The following is an 18,524-nucleotide window of genomic DNA, read 5'->3' as shown; positions in this document are numbered from 1 at the left end:
AGTTATTATAGTAGCTGGTGCATATTGACTCTTTAAATTCAGATATTTAAGGCAGAAATATTTTGGTGCATTATTTTAAATCAAAAAAAATTGGAAGGTTTGTAAGATGTTATATAGATATTTTAGATTTAACAAAAAAAGAGTGGTGGTATTTGCAATACTTCTTATAATTATATTGAGCATACAGGTATTTCTTACCGGTTCTCTTATGTCAGAACAGTCAGTTACTACTGAGGCTGGTAATACAAACAGTGCCGTTATAGGAATTATTGACAACGAAGAGATAATAAGGCAGAAATTTTCATTTAACAGAAAGGTTGTGCTTTCACGTTTTGTTTTAAGTTTTGGTTCATTTGAGAGAAATGATGTTGGGGATACACTTCATATCCAGATGACAGATGGAAATAATAATATTGTATATAATACAGATATTTCAGTTGATAAGATTAAGGCAAATCAGGACTATCCGATAAAGATGGATAATACAGTTACGATTCCTAAGGGTGTTACCTGCTGTATAAGAATAACTTGCAGTTCTAAGGAAAATTCATATGCGGCAATTCCTACATTGAATACGACAAATCGTACTAATCCAAATACTTATATGTCAACACTTAAAATGCAGACACATGCAAAATCACTTAACATCCGTTATACATACCGTTTCAGGCAGGTGTACCCGCTGATTGTTATGTTGATTGAAATATTGATATTGTTTGTATTATGTTTCGAACATATATCAGATATGGCTGCTGTTTACAGAAAGAGATATTTAAGAGAACTTAAAAAGAAAAAACAGCGTGAAAATACAGCCGGGAACGGTGAGCAGAAAAATGACAAAACTAAAAGTCAGGATGCCAAGATTAAATATTCTAAAAAGGCAATGTTTGACAAGGAAAATGATAAGAAGAAAAAGGCATATATTAAAAAGCATAATAAAAAACAGGAGTATGGCAAAAAACATACAGTTAGTGTTAAAGGCATTGCAAAATGGTGTCTTGCACACAAAAAATTTATTGTCATTGTACGAAAAGCGGCATTTGTCTTAAATCCGCTTATCGTATTTTTAATGCTTGAGTCAATGAACGGTTCGCTTGAACTTATGCGTCCGGGTGTGTGGCCGTTTACATGGCTGTTACTGTTTTCAATCGAGCTTCTGATATATGGTATATGCCGCAGGGCATCACTTTCAATGCTCATACTTAACTTTGTGATGTTCCCTATCGGTCTTGCAAACCTGTTTATTATGAATGTACGAGGAACACCTTTTTTACCGGCTGATATACTTGGCGTGGCGACTGCAACAGAGGTTGCTGACCATTATACATTCAGCTTATCACCGGCACAGTTTATAATAGTTCCGGCATTCTTTATATGGAATTTGTTTGTTTTCAGGATAGCAATTAAAAAACAGCCGAAAGAAACTCTTAAGATTAATATAATAAGAAGAGCTGTTCCCGTTTTTGCCGGAATGATTTTGATAGGTATAATGTATAATACTCCTATTCTTGAGGCGTGTAAGATTACTGATGATGTCTGGAATAAAGTGGGTTCATGCCAGAAAAACGGATTTTACATGAATTATTTTATAAACCTGCATTATCTTAAGGTTTCAAAACCTGCCGGATATTCACAGGAAAAGGCAAAAAAGATAATAGCTGAAACAAAAAAAGATAATATTACATCGGTAGAGGAGACTTCATCGAGAAAGGTTATCTCAAACAGTGACTTTAAGACCAATACGACTCTTAATGGCAAAAAGCCTAACATTATCTATATAATGAATGAGAGTCTTGCGGATTTTTCAAAAATAGGAAAAGTTAATTATAACAGAGATCCATTAGAGTTTATACACAGCATGAAAGATAATACTATATCAGGTCTTGATTATGTATCTGTTTTTGGAGCTGGTACAAGTAATTCTGAATTTGAAGCCATGACGGGAAATACAATGAAATTTTTCCCAAGTGGATGTAATGTTTATCAGCAATTTATGCACGACTCAACATATTCGATTTCACAGTATTTAAAGACTCTCGGATATGATTGTGATGCGATACATCCAAGTAGTGCTAAGAACTGGAACAGAATAGCGACCTACAACAGTATGAAGTTTGACAAGTTCATATCTATAGATGACTTTAAAAACCCTGAGTATATACGCTATATCAGTGATAAAGAAAGTTATAAAAAGTTGATAGAACTTTATAACAAGCGTGATAAGAGTAAGCCTTTATTCTTGTTTAATGTAACTATTCAGAATCATGGAGGTTATCTTACAAATACAAACTGGAAAGAACCGGTAGAGGTTGAAGGCAAGTATTATACGGAAACAAATGAATATCTTTCTTCGACGAAAGAGTCTGACAATGCTTTTAAGTATCTTATTGATTATTTCAAGAAGCAGGATGAGCCGACGATCATATGTATGTTCGGAGATCATCAGCCTTCTATTGAGATAGAATTTTACGAGGAGCTGTTAGGCAAAAAACAGGATGAGTGGGAGATTTCGGATATTCAGAAAAGATATGCGACACCTTTTGTACTGTGGGCAAATTATGATATAGGAAGTGCGTCAGATGTAGTTATTGGCAATAATACTCTTGAAAATATGCTTTTAAAGGCAGCTGGAATAGAGCTTCCGACATACAATAAATATGTTGAAAAAGTGTCTCAGACTATCCCTGTCATGAATGTAAACGGTTATATGGATAATGACGGCAACTGGCACAATTATGGAAGTGATGAGCCAGACAATATAAAGAAACTGCTTGACGATTATGATATACTACAGTATGGTTATTATAGTGATACTGATAAAGAAAAATTGTTTGGCAAATAAAATAGAGGTTTAAAAGACTTAAGTGGAGGTAGAAATGGCAACTGACAACAGTAATATTGAAAAATTATTAGATGAAATGAAGAAAAACCAGTCAAATGAGCTGGCAGCACAACTTACTGAGGCACTAGGAAAGGCATTTGTATATGTACCTGCAACGATGCCAAAAGATACAGATCCTGCAATATTAAAGAAAATGATGGAAAATCCCGGTGTTGAATCACCTATACCTGATGGAGCACAGCCACAGCCTTGTGTTCTCCAGAATGACAATGGCTCAAAGTTCTTTCCGGTATTTACATCAGAGGAGGAGATGGAGAAAGGAAAGGGTGTACCTAAGTTCCCTATCACATTAAATCTTCCTTTTAAAGCATGTCTTGATATAATGTCATCAATAGAGGACATTACGGCAGCCGTTATAAACCCTTTTAATCAGAATATTGTTATGAATGTATCAAGAAATACACCCGAAGAACAAAAACCACAGCTTACGGAAGCACAGTTTCATGCCGTTATCAGACAGCAGATGGAGTCAAGAGTATTCCCTCATAAGATACATACAGAGGGTGAGACATATATAGAAGATCTTTGCAAAAGACAGGGCGAATGTATTGTAGAACTTTTTGAAGAACCATATGCAGAAGCAGAAAATTGTCCGTATAGTGCAGATGATTATGACTTTATGATATTAAATATCAGTGATACATTAAGGCTTATAAGAATAACAACACCAACAGATAAACAGTATCCGGAAATGGCTATATCAATCTTTATAGCATGGAATCCTGCTGAAAAGAAATCAAGATATTTTGCAATCATAAAAAGCAGAGATGGTGAACCGAATAAACTTTATGAAGTAACTGATGAACAGAAAGTTGAATCTCTTGGGGATGCTCCAGACGAAGGAATGGAACTCCAGAGCATTATTGATATTGCGACTGCAGATTAACAGAACGGCAGGCGGCAATCAGAAATTTGTTTACATTTATCAGTAAAAAGGGTAAGGTATGTTCTCGTGAGATATTCGCTATGGGAACTATAGAAAGGAAAAAAACAGAATAAACTATGATTATATATTTGATACGCCATGGCAGACAAAACAGTACGGATTGTAATGTAAATGTGCCATTATCGGCAGAGGGTATAAGACAGGCTGAACTTCTCGGCGAACGCATGAAAAATTATAAGATAGATGCACTTTATTCAAGTGACCTTAAAAGAGCTGTCGAAACTGCACAGGTTGCTTTCAAAGATCGTCCGGAGTTAGCAGATAATATCAAGATACGCCCGGGTATTGCCGAGATAGATTTCGGAAGTCTTACCGGAGTTCATGATTCAGAGGTAAAGCGTTTTTATAAAGAATATTATGAAGAACAGCTTAATGACTTTATGGAGGGAAAGAGCCAGAAAGGAACAGCACTCGATGAGGTAAATGAGTATGTCGGCGAATTTTTTGTTCCAAATGCAGAGATGTGGTATCCTGACGGCGAGAATGGTCCTCAGGTTTTAGAGAGAGTTATGCCGGTTTTGCATGAGTGGATAGACAGCGGAAAACAAAACATTGCTGTAGTTACACATGGTGGAGTTATCAGGATATTATTATGTGCATTGTTTGGTGGTGATTTCGCAAAGCGTCTTATGTTTGGTACATCACTGGAAAATTGTAGTATAACACAGATTCATTTTGACGAGAAAAAGCACGGCTTTTATCTTGACAGATTTAACGATTTTGCTCATTTAGAGAAATATCCTGAGCTTATGAGAAGTACATTTCTTGCACCAAATGGTGATATGTAACAGAGTGTCAGAGCAGAAAAAATCATAAAGAACAGATAAGTATTGTGAAAGATACGGTACATAAAAAATTCCTTGAGTTTCCACTAAAAGAAACTCAAGGAATTTTTTTTAATATTTTTAACTGTGGCTACATTATTTGTTATCAAATAAAATCAGCACAAACTAAGTGATTTATTTATCGTCAAGTTTCTCATATGAACCCTGTTTCATGGCACGAACCTTGAGAGAGAGTCCAAAGAGGTTGATAAATCCTTCGGCATCTTTGTGGTTGTAAAGTTCACCTGTTGTAAATGATGCAATAGACTCACTATACATAGAATATGGAGAAGTTGTACCCATTCTGATGATGTTACCTTTGTAAAGTTTAAACTTTACTTCACCTGTGACATATTCCTGTGTAACTTTTACAAACGCCTCTAAAGCTTCACGCAATGGTGTGAACCATTTTCCTTCATAGACAACATCTGCAAATTTGTTTCCGAGATCTTTCTTTACTGTATATGTATCACGGTCAAGGATGAGTTCCTCAAGCTGCTGATGAGCTTCCATAAGGATTGTGCCGCCCGGAGTCTCATACACACCGCGTGATTTCATACCTACGACACGGTTCTCGACAATGTCAACGATACCGATACCGTGTTTTCCACCGAGAGTATTAAGTTCACGGATAATATCAGAAACTTTCATTTCTTTGCCGTTTACTGACTTTGGAACACCCTTTTCAAATGTCATTGTAACGACCTCACCCTCGTCAGGAGCTTTCTCAGGTGTAGTACCAAGCACGAGAAGATGATCATAGTTTGGTGCATTTGAAGGATCTTCAAGTTCAAGTCCCTCATGGCTGATGTGCCAGAGGTTTCTGTCACGGCTATAGCTGCTGTCTGCTGCAAAAGGAAGGTCGATTCCGTGTGCACGACAGAAGTCAATTTCGTCTTCACGGGACTGGAGTTTCCACTTGTCATCTCTCCATGGAGCGATAATCTTTAAGTCAGGGGCAAGTGCTTTGATACCAAGTTCAAAACGAACCTGATCATTTCCTTTTCCGGTAGCACCGTGGCAGATAGCTGTAGCTCCCTCTTTGCGTGCAATCTCGACAAGTCTCTTTGCGATAAGAGGACGAGCCATAGATGTTCCGAGAAGATATTTATTTTCATATACTGCATGTGCCTGAACACAAGGAACGATATAATCGTCACAGAACTCATCAATAACATCTTCTATATAAAGTTTTGCAGCACCGCAGACTTTAGCTCTCTCGTCAAGTCCCTCAAGCTCGCTTTCCTGTCCGACATCTATACAAACGCAGACAACATCATAACCATAAGTCTCTTTTAACCAAGGGATGATAGCTGTAGTATCAAGACCACCTGAATAGGCAAGAATTACTTTTTCTTTCATAAATCAATTTCCTCCTAGAGTTTATTTTAAGTTTCTTACTTTAATGTGGTGTGCAAAGCACCATCACATTTTTTGGCACAACGAAAATCAAATCTTTGATACATAAATTATTCGTTGTACTTGTACATATAAAGTATAATCTCAAAGTATGTACTGTGCAATCACTTTTTACAAAAAAAACAAAAAATGATTAATAAGTTTTATCAGATTTAATATTATCAGGCAAATAGCAACGCAGATTATGAATATCCACCTGACTAAACATATCCTGATAATCTGATAAAAAACATATCATAAATGATATTCTGTTAATAAATATACATCTGTTTGAATAATTATGCAAGTGAAAATGTAAAGAAAATGATAAAAAACATAACAGTTCAATCTTTCATTTATTACGGTCCGTGTGAATATTTATAAATTAATGTTGCATTTTTATAATTAGGGGAGTATAATACGATAGCAGTTAGATTATATAAGGAAAGGCTGGTAATGATTTATGATCAAAGTTGGTATTATTGGTTCGACAGGATACGCAGGTCAGGAATTGGTTAGGATTCTCCTTCAACATCCTGATGCTGAGATAGTGTGGTATGGTTCGAGATCATATATAGATAAGAAGTACAGTGAAGTTTTTGGAAATATGTTTCAGCTTGTAGATGACAAATGTATGGGCGAGAACATGGATGAGCTTGCAAAGAAAGCAGATGTTATATTTACGGCTACACCGCAGGGGCTTTGCGGTTCACTTGTAAGTGAAGAAATATTAAAAAATACAAAGATAATAGACCTCAGTGCTGATTTCAGAATAAAGGATGTTGCTAAATATGAAAAATGGTACGGCATCAAACATCAAAGTCCTGAGTTTATAAAAGAAGCCGTTTACGGACTCTGTGAAGTGAACAGGGAAGATGTTAAAAATGCAAGGCTTATTGCAAATCCGGGATGCTTTCCTACCTGTTCAACATTATCAATATATCCTATGGCAAAAGAGGGACTTATTGATATGAACAGCATCATCATTGATGCAAAGTCAGGAACATCAGGGGCAGGCAGAGGAGCAAAGGTTGCAAACCTTTATTGTGAGGTAAATGAAAGTATCAAGCCATACGGTGTTGCATCACACAGGCACACACCGGAGATAGAGGATCAGCTCTCATATGCATCAGGTGAAGAGGTTCTCATAAACTTTACACCACACCTTGTGCCTATGAACAGGGGAATACTTGCTACTTCATACGCAGCTCTTAAAAAGAAAATGTCTTATGAGGAAGTAAAGGCTGTCTATGACAAGTATTATAAAGATGAATATTTCGTGAGAGTCCTTGAAAAAGATGTTTATCCCGAGACAAGATGGGTAGAGGGCAGCAACTTTGTAGATGTAAACTTTAAGATAGATGAGAGAACAGGCAGAATAATAATGATGGGTGCTATTGACAATGTTGTCAAAGGTGCCGCAGGACAGGCAGTCCAGAATATGAACATTATGTTCGGACTTGAAGAAAACACGGGACTTAAGATGGTTCCTATGTTCCCATAATGTGCTCTAGGAATCTTCTGAACAAAGAATTTTGAGAGGAATTTTTGATATACAGCAGTATCTCGGAAATCCAGCAGAAATAATTCGTTTTGAGAATATACCGGGCGTACATCACAATATCAGGAGGAAAAAAGATGAGTGAAGAAGAAAAAGAAAAATATATGGATCAGATTACAGTAAAAGCTGAGACTCTTATAGAGGCTCTTCCATATATAAGAGATTTTAATAATAAGATAGTAGTAGTAAAATATGGCGGCAGTGCGATGCTCGACAAAAAGCTTGAGGAGAGTGTTATAAAAGATGTTGCTCTCTTGAAGCTTGTAGGTATGCGTCCGATAATCGTTCACGGTGGTGGAAAAGAGATAAGCAAGTGGATAGGCAAAGTCGGAAAAGAGACTGAGTTCATAGAGGGATTCAGAAAGACAGATAGAGAGACTATGGAAGTCGCAGAGATGGTTCTTAACCGCCTTAACAAATATCTTGTTCAGATGGTCGAAAAGATTGGCGTAAAAGCTATCGGTATCTGTGGAAAAGATGGTGGAATGTTAAGGGTTGACAAGAAGATGCCAAACGGAAAAGATATTGGTTTTGTAGGTGATATAAAACATGTGAATACTGAGATTCTTGAGACACTTCTTGATAATGACTATATCCCTATTATTGCTCCTATAGGAATGGATGATGCAGGCGAGACTTATAACATAAATGCAGATGATGCGGCTTGTGCCATAGCAGGTGCGATAAAGGCTGAGAAACTTGCATTCTTAACAGATGTAGATGGTGTATGTATGAATCCCGACGACAGCAGTTCGCTTATCTCGGTTCTTGACCTTAATGAAGCAAATAAACTTATCGAAGCAGGAGTTATCTCAGGTGGTATGCTTCCAAAGGTTACAAATTGCATCAATGCCGTAAATGCAGGTGTAGGCAGAGTACATATCCTTGATGGAAGACGCGAGCATTGTCTGTTGCTTGAGTTCTTTACAAAGAAAGGTATCGGTACAGCTATCATTGGTGATGACAGCGGCTACTATTCAAACGAGATTGAGCAATAAAGTTTATTTGAATATTTGACAGCAGTTGTCAGGCTTTGCAATGGGTGGATTATAAAAAGATTGCAAGCTGATTATAACAAAACAGGAGGTAAATTATGAATTTACGGGAAGCTGACAAGCATTTTATACATACATACAACAGAAGCGTTATTTTTGAAAAGGGCGAGGGAATGTACCTTTTTGACAACGAGGGCAATAAATATCTTGACATGGGTGCAGGCATCGCCGTTTCGGCGTTAGGCTACAGTAATGACGAGTATAAACAGGCATTAAAAGACCAGATAGACAAACTTATCCATGTTTCAAATCTTTATTTTACAGAGCCGTCGATTAAGGCTGCCGAGTATCTGTCAAAAGCATCAGGGATGGATAAGGTATTCTTTACAAATTCAGGAACAGAAGCTATAGAGGGTGCGATAAAACTTGCAAGAAAATATGCTTACAATAAAGATAAAAACAGCAAGGGTGAGATAATAGCAATGAATCATTCTTTCCACGGAAGAAGTATGGGTGCACTTTCCGTTACAGGAACAAAACATTACCGTGAGCCTTTTGAGCCGCTTATCGGCGGAGTTTCATTTGCAAATTATAATGATCTTGAAAGCGTTAAGAAACTTGCCACAAAAGATACCTGTGCAGTTATCCTCGAGACACTTCAGGGAGAAGGTGGTATCTACCCTGCAACAGATGAGTTTATCCACGGTCTTAGAAAATTCTGTGATGAGAATGATATATTACTTATATTTGATGAGATACAGTGTGGAATGGGAAGAACAGGAAAGATGTTTACATATCAACATTATGGTGTAAAACCTGATATTATGACATCTGCGAAAGCTCTCGGATGCGGTGTGCCGGTAGGTGCATTTGCAGCTGTAAAGGAAGTTGCTGATGCAATGTGTCCCGGAGATCACGGAACCACTTATGGTGGAAATCCTCTTGCAACTGCAGCAGTATGTAAGGTTTTTGAGATATTTGAAAAAGACGGCATACTTAACCATGTAAATGAGATTGCACCTTATCTTAAAGATAAACTTAATGTACTTAAAGATAAGTTTCCTGATAAGATTAAGGATGTGCGTGGAAAAGGTCTTATGATGGGCATGGAACTTTACGGACCGGCTGGGGATGTAGTTTCTAAATTGCTGAAAAAAGGTGTTATCCTTATTTCAGCCGGAACAAACATTATACGATTTGTACCACCTCTTGTTGTAGAAAAAGAGCATATAGATGTTATGTGTGAAAAACTCGAAGAAGTGTTTAGCACTAACGAGTAATCCTATATGTTTATTGCTAATAGCGGCCTGACTACATAAAGAAACATAGTAATCAAAAAAAGTAAGAAAAATTTAATGATTTTTGTTCATTGTATCTATTGTAATAATGTTACAAATTGTTTAAAATATTGCTAGTGTGTTAAGGTTTTGCTTAGAATGATAAACTAATCAGCACACTGGCATTTTTTTACATAAAAACTTAAAACTCCTTTTGAAATTTTGGAATGTTATTTTTGATTTTGGTATGAACAGATACAATCTTAATATTCAGGAGGAAGTTTATGAAAAACAATAAAAAAATAATTATGATAATATGCGGACTTTTTATTTTATTGTCAGGATTTGCATATATAAATTCCGATGCCATTGGAAAGTTTGTATATAAAGACGATACGGAGTATAGTTCTTCAGACGATACAAAATATGTTTCTTCAAAAAATACAGGCTGTATTTCTTCATCAGACAAAAAAAGTTATAACAAAATGTCTGGTAAAGATAATCTCAATGATAAAAAAAGTGACGGACAGTCACAGGTTGTCGTGTATATATGTGGTGCAGTAAAGCATCCGGGAGTGTATAAGTTTACAGCAGGAAGCCGTATAAATGATGCAATAAATGCGGCATCAGGCTTTAAAAAGGGGGCTGCCAGAACAGCGATAAACCAGGCAAGGGTTTTAGAAGATGGCGAGCAGATAACGATACCGACTTTAAAACAGGTTAAAAGAAAACAGCTTTCAAAGACAACTGACGGAGATAACTTTCAGGATAAAACTACAGATAATGAAAATACTGATAGTTCAGAAAGAGAAAGTCAGAATACTCTTATTAACATAAATACTGCATCGGCAGGTGAACTTACCTCCCTGTCAGGAATAGGTCAAAGCAGAGCAGATGCGATAATAGAATACCGACAGTCAAATGGAAAGTTTCAAAGTATAGAAGATATTATGAAAATACCAGGTATCAAGCAGGGGATTTTCAATAAGATAAAAAATAAAATATCTGTATAATAGATGGAAAGAAGGATGGACATGGCAAAGAAAGTATTGGTAGTAGATGATGAGAAACTCATTGTAAAAGGTATCAGATTCAGTCTTGAACAGGACGGAATGGATGTGGATTGTGCATATGACGGACAGGAGGCAATAGATCTTGCTACAAACAATAAATATGACATTATCCTGCTCGATGTTATGCTGCCAATACATGATGGCTTTGAAGTATGCCAGCACATAAGAGAATTTTCGGATGTCCCAATCATAATGCTCACTGCAAAAGGTGATGACATGGATAAAATACTTGGACTTGAGTACGGTGCTGACGATTATATCACGAAACCTTTCAATATTCTTGAAGTTAAGGCGAGGATAAAAGCAATAATAAGAAGAAGTGCATCAAAAGAGCAGCCGGAAGTTCAAAAGACTTATTCTTACAACGGACTTAGCATTGATCTTGACAGCAGACGAGGTTACATAAATGATGAAGAGGTAAACCTTACGGCAAAAGAATTTGATTTGCTTGAACTTCTCATGCTTCATCCAAACAAAGTTTACAGCCGTGAGGAACTGTTAAACACTGTATGGGGATATGATTATCCGGGTGATGTGCGTACTGTTGATGTTCATATAAGACGTCTCAGGGAAAAAATCGAAGATACACCTAGCAATCCTAAGTATATACATACTAAATGGGGAGTCGGTTATTATTTTCAAAAGTAATGCAATAAAATAAAAATTAAATACGGGGGCTGCAGTGAAAAAGTTATGGTCTGATTTTATATACAATCTGCGTGGGATGAGAACACAGATGTTTTTGATTTTATTATGCGTGGGAACTATACCCATTATTTTTCTTGTCAATTTAATAACAAATGAATATAACTCACAATTAATCTCCCAGCGTACAGATGAATTGCAGTCATACGGAACGGTAATATCAAATCTTGTCACATCATCAGGTTATCTGTCAACTCAGGAATCAAGTGATGTTGAAAATGAGACGGAGGAAATTGCCAATATCTATCAGGGGCGTATTATTATAGTTGACAAAGATTTAAAAGTTATAAGAGATACTTACAATATCGAAAATGGAAAAACCATGGTATCTACAGAGGTTGTAAAGTGTTTTTCAGATGACCAGAACAAGTATATAAACAATCTTGGCGAATATATGCAGCTTACCATGCCGATAGTAGATCCTGTTACAAATGAAACTACGGGAGCAATCATCATAAGCTACTCTACAAAGAATATACAACTTACTTCAAAAGCTGTAACAAGAAAAGTTATCTTTGCAGTCTGTGCAATAGTGCTTGTGATACTGCTTATCTCATTTGTATATTCAATTTTCCTTACAAAACCGTTGAGTAAACTTACGGATTCTATCAATGAGATATCAAAGGGAAATATGGCTGTCGAACTTGATATGCACGGCTATTCAGAACTTCACAAAATAACTGATTCTTTCAACCAGATGATAGAAGTAATACAAAATCAGGAAAGCTCAAGACAGGAATTTGTATCAAATGTATCACATGAATTAAAGACTCCGCTTGCATCGATGAAGGTTCTGTCTGACTCTCTTCTTTCACAGGAGGGAATGCCCGAAGAAATATACAGGGAATTTTTAGGTGACATAACGACAGAAATAGAGAGAATGACCCAGATAATCAACGATCTTCTTTCAATGGTTAAGCTGGATCAGAATACCGCAAATATAATTATAAGTAATATCAGCATCAATGATCTGATAGAGCAGCTTCTAAAACGCCTCAGACCTATTGCCGGAAAAAGAAATATTGAACTTATTTTTGAGAGTTTCAGGCCGGTTATGGCAGATGTGGATGAAGTCAAGCTTTCAATGGCATTAAATAATCTTATTGAAAATGCCATAAAATACAATTACGATGATGGCTGGGTAAAGGTGACATTAAATGCCGACCACAAGTTTTTCTATGTCACGGTGCAGGACTCAGGTGTTGGAATTCCTGAAGATTCACTTGACAGTGTGTTTGAGAGATTTTTCAGGGTAGATAAGGCAAGGTCAAGGGCAACAGGTGGAACAGGACTTGGTCTTGCAATCACAAGGAGTGTAATACTTTTGCACAGAGGTTCTATTAAAGTTTACAGCAAAGAAAAAGAGGGTACTACATTTACCGTAAGGATTCCGTTGAATTATATACAATAAATGATAGTTTTCAGACTATGTTAATATCTTACAGCGAGATTTAGTGGTATTGCAGTCATAAAAAACGATGTATTCTGAGTGTTAGAAATGAAAGGCTGAACTGTTACAGTGTTAGCAAAACTTTAATCGTAAATACAATATATTTTGCTTTTGAAATTTGATTTAAGGAGAAGAAGTATGAATAATATGATTTTATCAAAAAGATTGTCCATATATGCCATGTGCATATGCATATGTGCTGTGCTTATTTTTTCTCTGTCATCATGTGGAAAAAAAGAAACATATAAAGGTTATTATGTTTACGGTCTTGATGCAAACGAAAAGAAAGTCATGTATGAAAAGTGTAATATTTCATCCGAAGATAAAACAGCTAAATCCATAAAAAAATTTATCAGAAAACTACAGCGTGAGCCGGATAATATTAATATGAAAAAAGCCATTCCTGATGATGTTAAAGTCGATAATTTTAATATAAGTCCGTCAGGAGAACTCTCATTATATTTTAATGCTGCGTACGGAAATTATACCGGTGTTTCAGAAATATTAAGAAGAGCTGCTATCGTAAAAACGCTTTCGCAGGTAAAAGGAATAAAAGGCATACAATTTTATGTTGCAGGACAGCCGATTACCGATTCAAATATGGAGCCGGTAGGTATTATGACAGCAGATTCATTTATTGATAATACAGGCGGTGTAAGTGATTATAAACAGAAAGCGACACTAAATATGTATTTCTCGGATGAAACGGGTAAATCACTTGTTATAGTACCAGTCAATATAACTTATGATGCAACGATACCACTTGAACAATTAGCAATAGAACAGCTTATAAGCGGGCCATATACTATTGATGGAGTAAACAAAAATAAGGTATTGCCTACAGTTCCAAAAGGAACAGTATTAAATAAGGTTACTGTTAAAGAGAAAACCTGTTATGTGGATTTTTCAAAAGAATTTTTAAATAAACAGGATGATATAACTGATATGGTTGCTATTTATTCCGTCGTAAATACTCTTATAGAACTGCCAAATGTAAATAAAGTACAATTTAGTATTGATGGTGAGCAGGTACTTAAATATAATGAGAGTATGAGTTTCGGAGAACCGTTTGAAAGAAATCTTGACATTGTAAAAGAGAAAAAATAAAAATTATGTTATAAGTAAATAGCAAAGCGGATTGCGAATATATGTTTAACAATAAATATGCAAAAACGACAAAACAGGGAGGTGTTTATTATAAGAAGACCGGCTGTGTGGACTGCCGTTATTCTTATTATAATAATATCAGCTTTTAATATCATTTCACAAAAAAGAATCTATAAAAAACAATATTATCTTGATGATATGTTCAAAAACAAAAGCAGGATAGAAACAATTATTTACGGAGAGTTTGAGTCTGCAGTTTCAAAAGAAAAAACAGTGAGCATAATATTAAAAAATGTAAGACTGAAATTTGATGGCAGGACGACGGAATATAAAGATTTACCGTCAATTATCATTTATGCAAAAAAGTCGAACGGCAAAGAGAAACTTAAACTCAATCCCGAAAATAAGATAAAGTGCAATGCTTCTCTTATGGAATTAAAAAGTGCAACAAACCCCGGAGAATTTAATATGAAAGCGTATTACCGCGAGAAAAAAATCTTTTACTCTGCAGCTTGCGATATTGGTGACATTGTTGTCTTGGACGGAAACTATAATCACCCGAAAAAAATATTGTATGATTTTAGGGACAGGCTGAAAAACATCTATGCCGATTGTATGCCTGAGAGAGAAGCCGGAACGGTATCTGCTATGCTTCTTGGTGATAAGAGTATGCTCGACGAAGAGGTAAAAGAGTTATACCGTGAGAACGGGATGTCACATCTTCTCGCAATAAGCGGACTGCATATAACAGTTTTATGTATGGCTTTTAATAAGCTGCTTACATTATTGAAAGTGCCCGATAAACTTTCAATAACACTTACCGTGTTGCTGCTGCTTCTTTATGGCATTATGACGGGATTTGGAATTTCAACAAATAGAGCGGTCATTATGATGGTCATTGCTTTGTTTGCCGGATTTGTCGGAAGAAGTTATGATATGCTGTCTGCAACGGCTGTAAGTGCGGTTATTATAGTCATATTAAAGCCAATGTCTCTTTTCTCATGCAGTTTTTTATTATCATATGGTGCGATTATTGCTATAGCTTATTTTTATCCATTTTTAAGGGATGATATTTTCGCGTGCAAAAATGATTTTAAACATAATAATAAAGAAAGATTGGTACAGCACATAAAAAAAGAGATTATAAAATCCATGCTGGTGAGTTTTTCGATACAGTTTTTTACACTGCCGGTGATATTATATTGCTTTTTCCAGACACCATCATACAGTATAGTCTTAAATCTTTTGATAGTTCCACTTTCGACATTTCTTGTCATAATTAGTGCTTTGGGCGGTCTTTTGGGAATAGTTTTTTTGCCACTTGGAAAATTTATGCTTGGCGGAGCCTATTTTATACTTAAATTTTATGATGGGGTATGCGAGCTATTTAATAAACTGCCAATGCATCATATTGTTACGGGACGACCGAGTATTATTAAAATATTTATATTTTATCTGGTTTCATTTACTTTGATTTTTGCTGTAAAATATCTGAAAGATTACATATATATTAAAAAGGATTTTGATGCAGGATTTTCTTCTGTTTTGTTATCTTTTTCGGCAGAAATTTCAAAAATATCACATTATACATTTTTGCTTTTTATGGTGTTGTATGTTTTTATGCTGATACCTCCTCAAAATGACAGGTTTAACATTTGTTTTCTGGATGTAGGACAAGGTGACTGTATCATTATTAAAAATGACAACGGAAAAGTTTATATGATAGACGGCGGAAGTTCGGACAAAGACAGTGTCGGAAAATATATCATCACACCGTATCTTAAGTATTATGGCATAGAGAAAATAGACTACTGTATAATGACACACTCTGACAGCGACCATATATCAGGAATTATTGAAATATTTGAGCAAAAAAACGCAGATAGGATAACTATAGACAATTTTCTGCTTCCAAACCCTGACAATGAACTTAAAGATGAAGCTTATTATCAGATACTTAGGCTTGCAAAAAACAACTGTAATAAAGTCAGGTATGTTAAAACCTATGACAAGATTATTGATGGTGATATGACAATGACCTGTGTTCATCCGGACAATGGCTGTAAAACCGATTCAGCAAATGCTTATTCGGCAGTATTAAGTATAGTTCACAAAAATAACAGTATTCTTCTCACCGGGGATCTTGAAAAAGATGGAGAAGATAAGGTGCTTGATATATTGAATTCTGACTTTGAAAATTTTCCACAAAAATATACTTTGCTAAAAGCTGCACATCATGGCAGTAAAAACTCGACAACAGAGGCATTCTTAAGACGAACGATGCCTGAAAAAACCATCATATCCTGTGGAAAAAACAACAGATATGGGCATCCTCACAGTGAACTTCTAAAAAAACTTGAATATATAGAAACAAAAATATACAGAACAGATGTAGAAGGTGCTTTGAATTTTGAAGAGTAGTGTGAAAAATCCATATATGCAAGATTTTTCGCACACAAGATTTGTGTCTGCGCACACTTGACACAAACTTAATATGCACAAAAAACGTGTGCAGAAATGAGGATTAATATGCAAATTTAACTGTTGTAACAGTCCAGCCCTTCATTTATTACATTCGTAAACCTGCCAGCAAGCTGTCAGTCGCTGCTATGCAGCTTGTGTTTACTTCATTTCATAAATGTAAGGCTATTCTACCATAAAAAGGTACTTAACAATACAATGAACAAGCTCATTGTATTGCCAATTATCTTTTTATGGCTGAACTGTTTACTAACTGTTAAATTTTGGTTTAACATACACTAGACAATCCATTCAAATTTTAATATAATATATTAAGTTGAATGTGACGATGGGAGGATATATTTTGGCTGGAAAAAATACACGAAATAATATCATAAAAATGAAAAAACGCCAAAACCCATGGACTGGAATTATGCTTATTTTGTTTTCGGTATATATCATAGTATTGTTTGTGCAATCGCTAAATCAGGATAATATTTCAATATACGAAGTGACACAAAATAAACTTGCTGATGATGATACGATAAGAGGTGTTATTTTAAGAGATGAGCACTTAATCAAGGCTAAAAGTTCCGGGTATATTAATTATTATGTAGGTGAGGGTGCAAGAATCGGAGTAAATACTACGATTTATTCTGTTGACAGAACAGGTGGCTTTAATGATTCATTAGATAAAGAGGGTGCAGACAATTATTCGTTGTCTGATGAAGATACTAAGACCATTCGTGCAGATATTGCCGAATACAGGGCTTCATTTAACTTTTCTGATTATAGTGGAATTACAAATTTCAGGTATAATCTTGACAATTCACTTTTGAAAATGACGACCAATGGGCTTTTAAAAAGAGCAAAACGGATATTAAAAAATGATTCATCTTCATCTTTGAAAATGATTAAATCAGGAAAAACCGGAATTATTTCATTCTGCTCAGATGGACTTGAAAAGCTTGATATTGATTCTATCAATCAGAAAACATTCTCTGATACAACAGATAAGTGGAAACAGTTAAGACAAAAGAAAGAAATATCAAAGGGCGATACGGCATATAAACTTATCACAAGTGATAACTGGTCAATTGTCATACCTCTTACAAAGAAGCAATATAAGAAGCTTTATGATAAAGACAGTATAGATGTAGTTATAAAAAAAGACAATAACAAGTTTACACCATCAGTTACGACATTTACGGAAAAATCAAAATATTATGCAAAATTGGAATTTACCAAAGACATGATAAATTATATTGATAACAGATATCTTGACATTCAGCTTGAATTTAATGAAGCAGCCGGACTTAAGATACCGGTATCTTCCATAATCAAAAAGAAATTTTATATGGTACCTGAAGAATATATTACAAATGGTGGCGATGATGGAAGTACAGGTGTAATGCTTAAAACATATGACAAGCATGGAAACCAGCATAATACATTTAAAAAAGCTAAGGTTTATTATAAAGATGAAAAAAACAGATGTTATATCGATGCCAGATTGTTTTCGGTAGGTGACATCATAGTGGCAGATGTCTCTGCAAATGGAAGTGAGCTGAGTTTGACAAGGACAGCCAGACTTGATGGGGTATATTATTGTAATAATGGCTATTGTACTTTTAAAAGGATTGATATAACATATTCAAATTCCGAATATGCCATTGTACCTGAAGATACAATATACGGTCTGCAGATATATGATCATATAATTCTTAATCCTAATCTTGTTAAAGAAGATGAGATAATCTGACATTAAGTACATAAAAGTGTATATTAAAATTAGAAGTCAGCCGGATATTTACAATACGCTATGC

At 35.4% G+C, this 18,524-nt stretch carries 13 protein-coding genes; 12 read left to right on the top strand and 1 reads right to left on the bottom strand.

The features are described 5' to 3' along the window. Positions 1-106: 106 nt before the first annotated feature. The 3 genes from DWZ63_RS05110 (at position 107) to DWZ63_RS05100 (ending at position 4,636) form a co-directional block, all read left to right on the top strand. The gene (locus DWZ63_RS05110) at positions 107-2,842 is read left to right on the top strand and encodes an alkaline phosphatase family protein (protein WP_055941974.1); all 2,736 of its coding nucleotides are present in this window, start codon (positions 107-109) and stop codon (positions 2,840-2,842) included. Positions 2,843-2,876: 34 nt separating this feature from the next. Then, positions 2,877-3,788, top strand: coding sequence for an SseB family protein (locus tag DWZ63_RS05105; RefSeq protein WP_055941971.1), 912 nt, complete (start codon positions 2,877-2,879; stop codon positions 3,786-3,788). 116 nt (positions 3,789-3,904) lie between these two features. Next, complete coding sequence (locus DWZ63_RS05100) at positions 3,905-4,636, top strand: histidine phosphatase family protein (RefSeq protein ID WP_055941967.1); 732 nt, start codon at positions 3,905-3,907, stop codon at positions 4,634-4,636. Positions 4,637-4,807: 171 nt separating this feature from the next. On the opposite strand, the gene DWZ63_RS05095 is transcribed toward DWZ63_RS05100, so the two are convergent. Next, positions 4,808-6,034, bottom strand: coding sequence for an argininosuccinate synthase (locus tag DWZ63_RS05095; RefSeq protein ID WP_055941966.1), 1,227 nt, complete (start codon positions 6,032-6,034; stop codon positions 4,808-4,810). A 499-nt stretch (positions 6,035-6,533) separates the two neighbouring features. On the opposite strand from DWZ63_RS05095, the gene argC reads away from it, so the two are divergent. The 9 genes from argC (at position 6,534) to DWZ63_RS05050 (ending at position 18,460) form a co-directional block, all read left to right on the top strand. Next, entirely contained in the window at positions 6,534-7,574 is a 1,041-nt protein-coding gene (argC, locus tag DWZ63_RS05090) for an N-acetyl-gamma-glutamyl-phosphate reductase (protein WP_022015390.1), read from the top strand. A gap of 134 nt (positions 7,575-7,708) precedes the next feature. Further along, positions 7,709-8,629: an acetylglutamate kinase gene (gene argB / locus DWZ63_RS05085; protein WP_055941963.1), complete on the top strand. Its 921-nt coding sequence runs from the start codon at positions 7,709-7,711 to the stop codon at positions 8,627-8,629. A 95-nt stretch (positions 8,630-8,724) separates the two neighbouring features. Further along, complete coding sequence (locus DWZ63_RS05080; RefSeq protein ID WP_055941960.1) at positions 8,725-9,906, top strand: aspartate aminotransferase family protein; 1,182 nt, start codon at positions 8,725-8,727, stop codon at positions 9,904-9,906. A gap of 281 nt (positions 9,907-10,187) precedes the next feature. Further along, a complete protein-coding gene (locus DWZ63_RS05075) occupies positions 10,188-10,916 on the top strand; it encodes a helix-hairpin-helix domain-containing protein (protein ID WP_055941957.1) in 729 nt (242 codons plus the stop codon). Between the two features lie 21 nt (positions 10,917-10,937). Next, positions 10,938-11,624, top strand: coding sequence for a response regulator transcription factor (locus DWZ63_RS05070; protein WP_022015386.1), 687 nt, complete (start codon positions 10,938-10,940; stop codon positions 11,622-11,624). A gap of 34 nt (positions 11,625-11,658) precedes the next feature. After that, complete coding sequence (locus tag DWZ63_RS05065; protein ID WP_055941954.1) at positions 11,659-13,092, top strand: HAMP domain-containing sensor histidine kinase; 1,434 nt, start codon at positions 11,659-11,661, stop codon at positions 13,090-13,092. 177 nt (positions 13,093-13,269) lie between these two features. Beyond that, positions 13,270-14,238 (top strand): GerMN domain-containing protein, encoded by a 969-nt coding sequence (locus tag DWZ63_RS05060; protein WP_055941951.1) that lies wholly within the window; start codon positions 13,270-13,272, stop codon positions 14,236-14,238. A gap of 81 nt (positions 14,239-14,319) precedes the next feature. Then, the gene (locus tag DWZ63_RS05055) at positions 14,320-16,659 is read left to right on the top strand and encodes a DNA internalization-related competence protein ComEC/Rec2 (protein ID WP_172794143.1); all 2,340 of its coding nucleotides are present in this window, start codon (positions 14,320-14,322) and stop codon (positions 16,657-16,659) included. A gap of 403 nt (positions 16,660-17,062) precedes the next feature. Continuing rightward, the gene (locus DWZ63_RS05050; protein WP_022013204.1) at positions 17,063-18,460 is read left to right on the top strand and encodes an HlyD family efflux transporter periplasmic adaptor subunit; all 1,398 of its coding nucleotides are present in this window, start codon (positions 17,063-17,065) and stop codon (positions 18,458-18,460) included. Positions 18,461-18,524 lie beyond the last annotated feature (64 nt).

The sequence above is a fragment of the Clostridium sp. AF34-13 genome (assembly GCF_003477845.1).
GTDB classification, from domain to species: Bacteria; Bacillota; Clostridia; order Lachnospirales; family Lachnospiraceae; genus Butyribacter; species Butyribacter intestini.
This window is presented reverse-complemented; position numbering and strand designations above follow the sequence as displayed.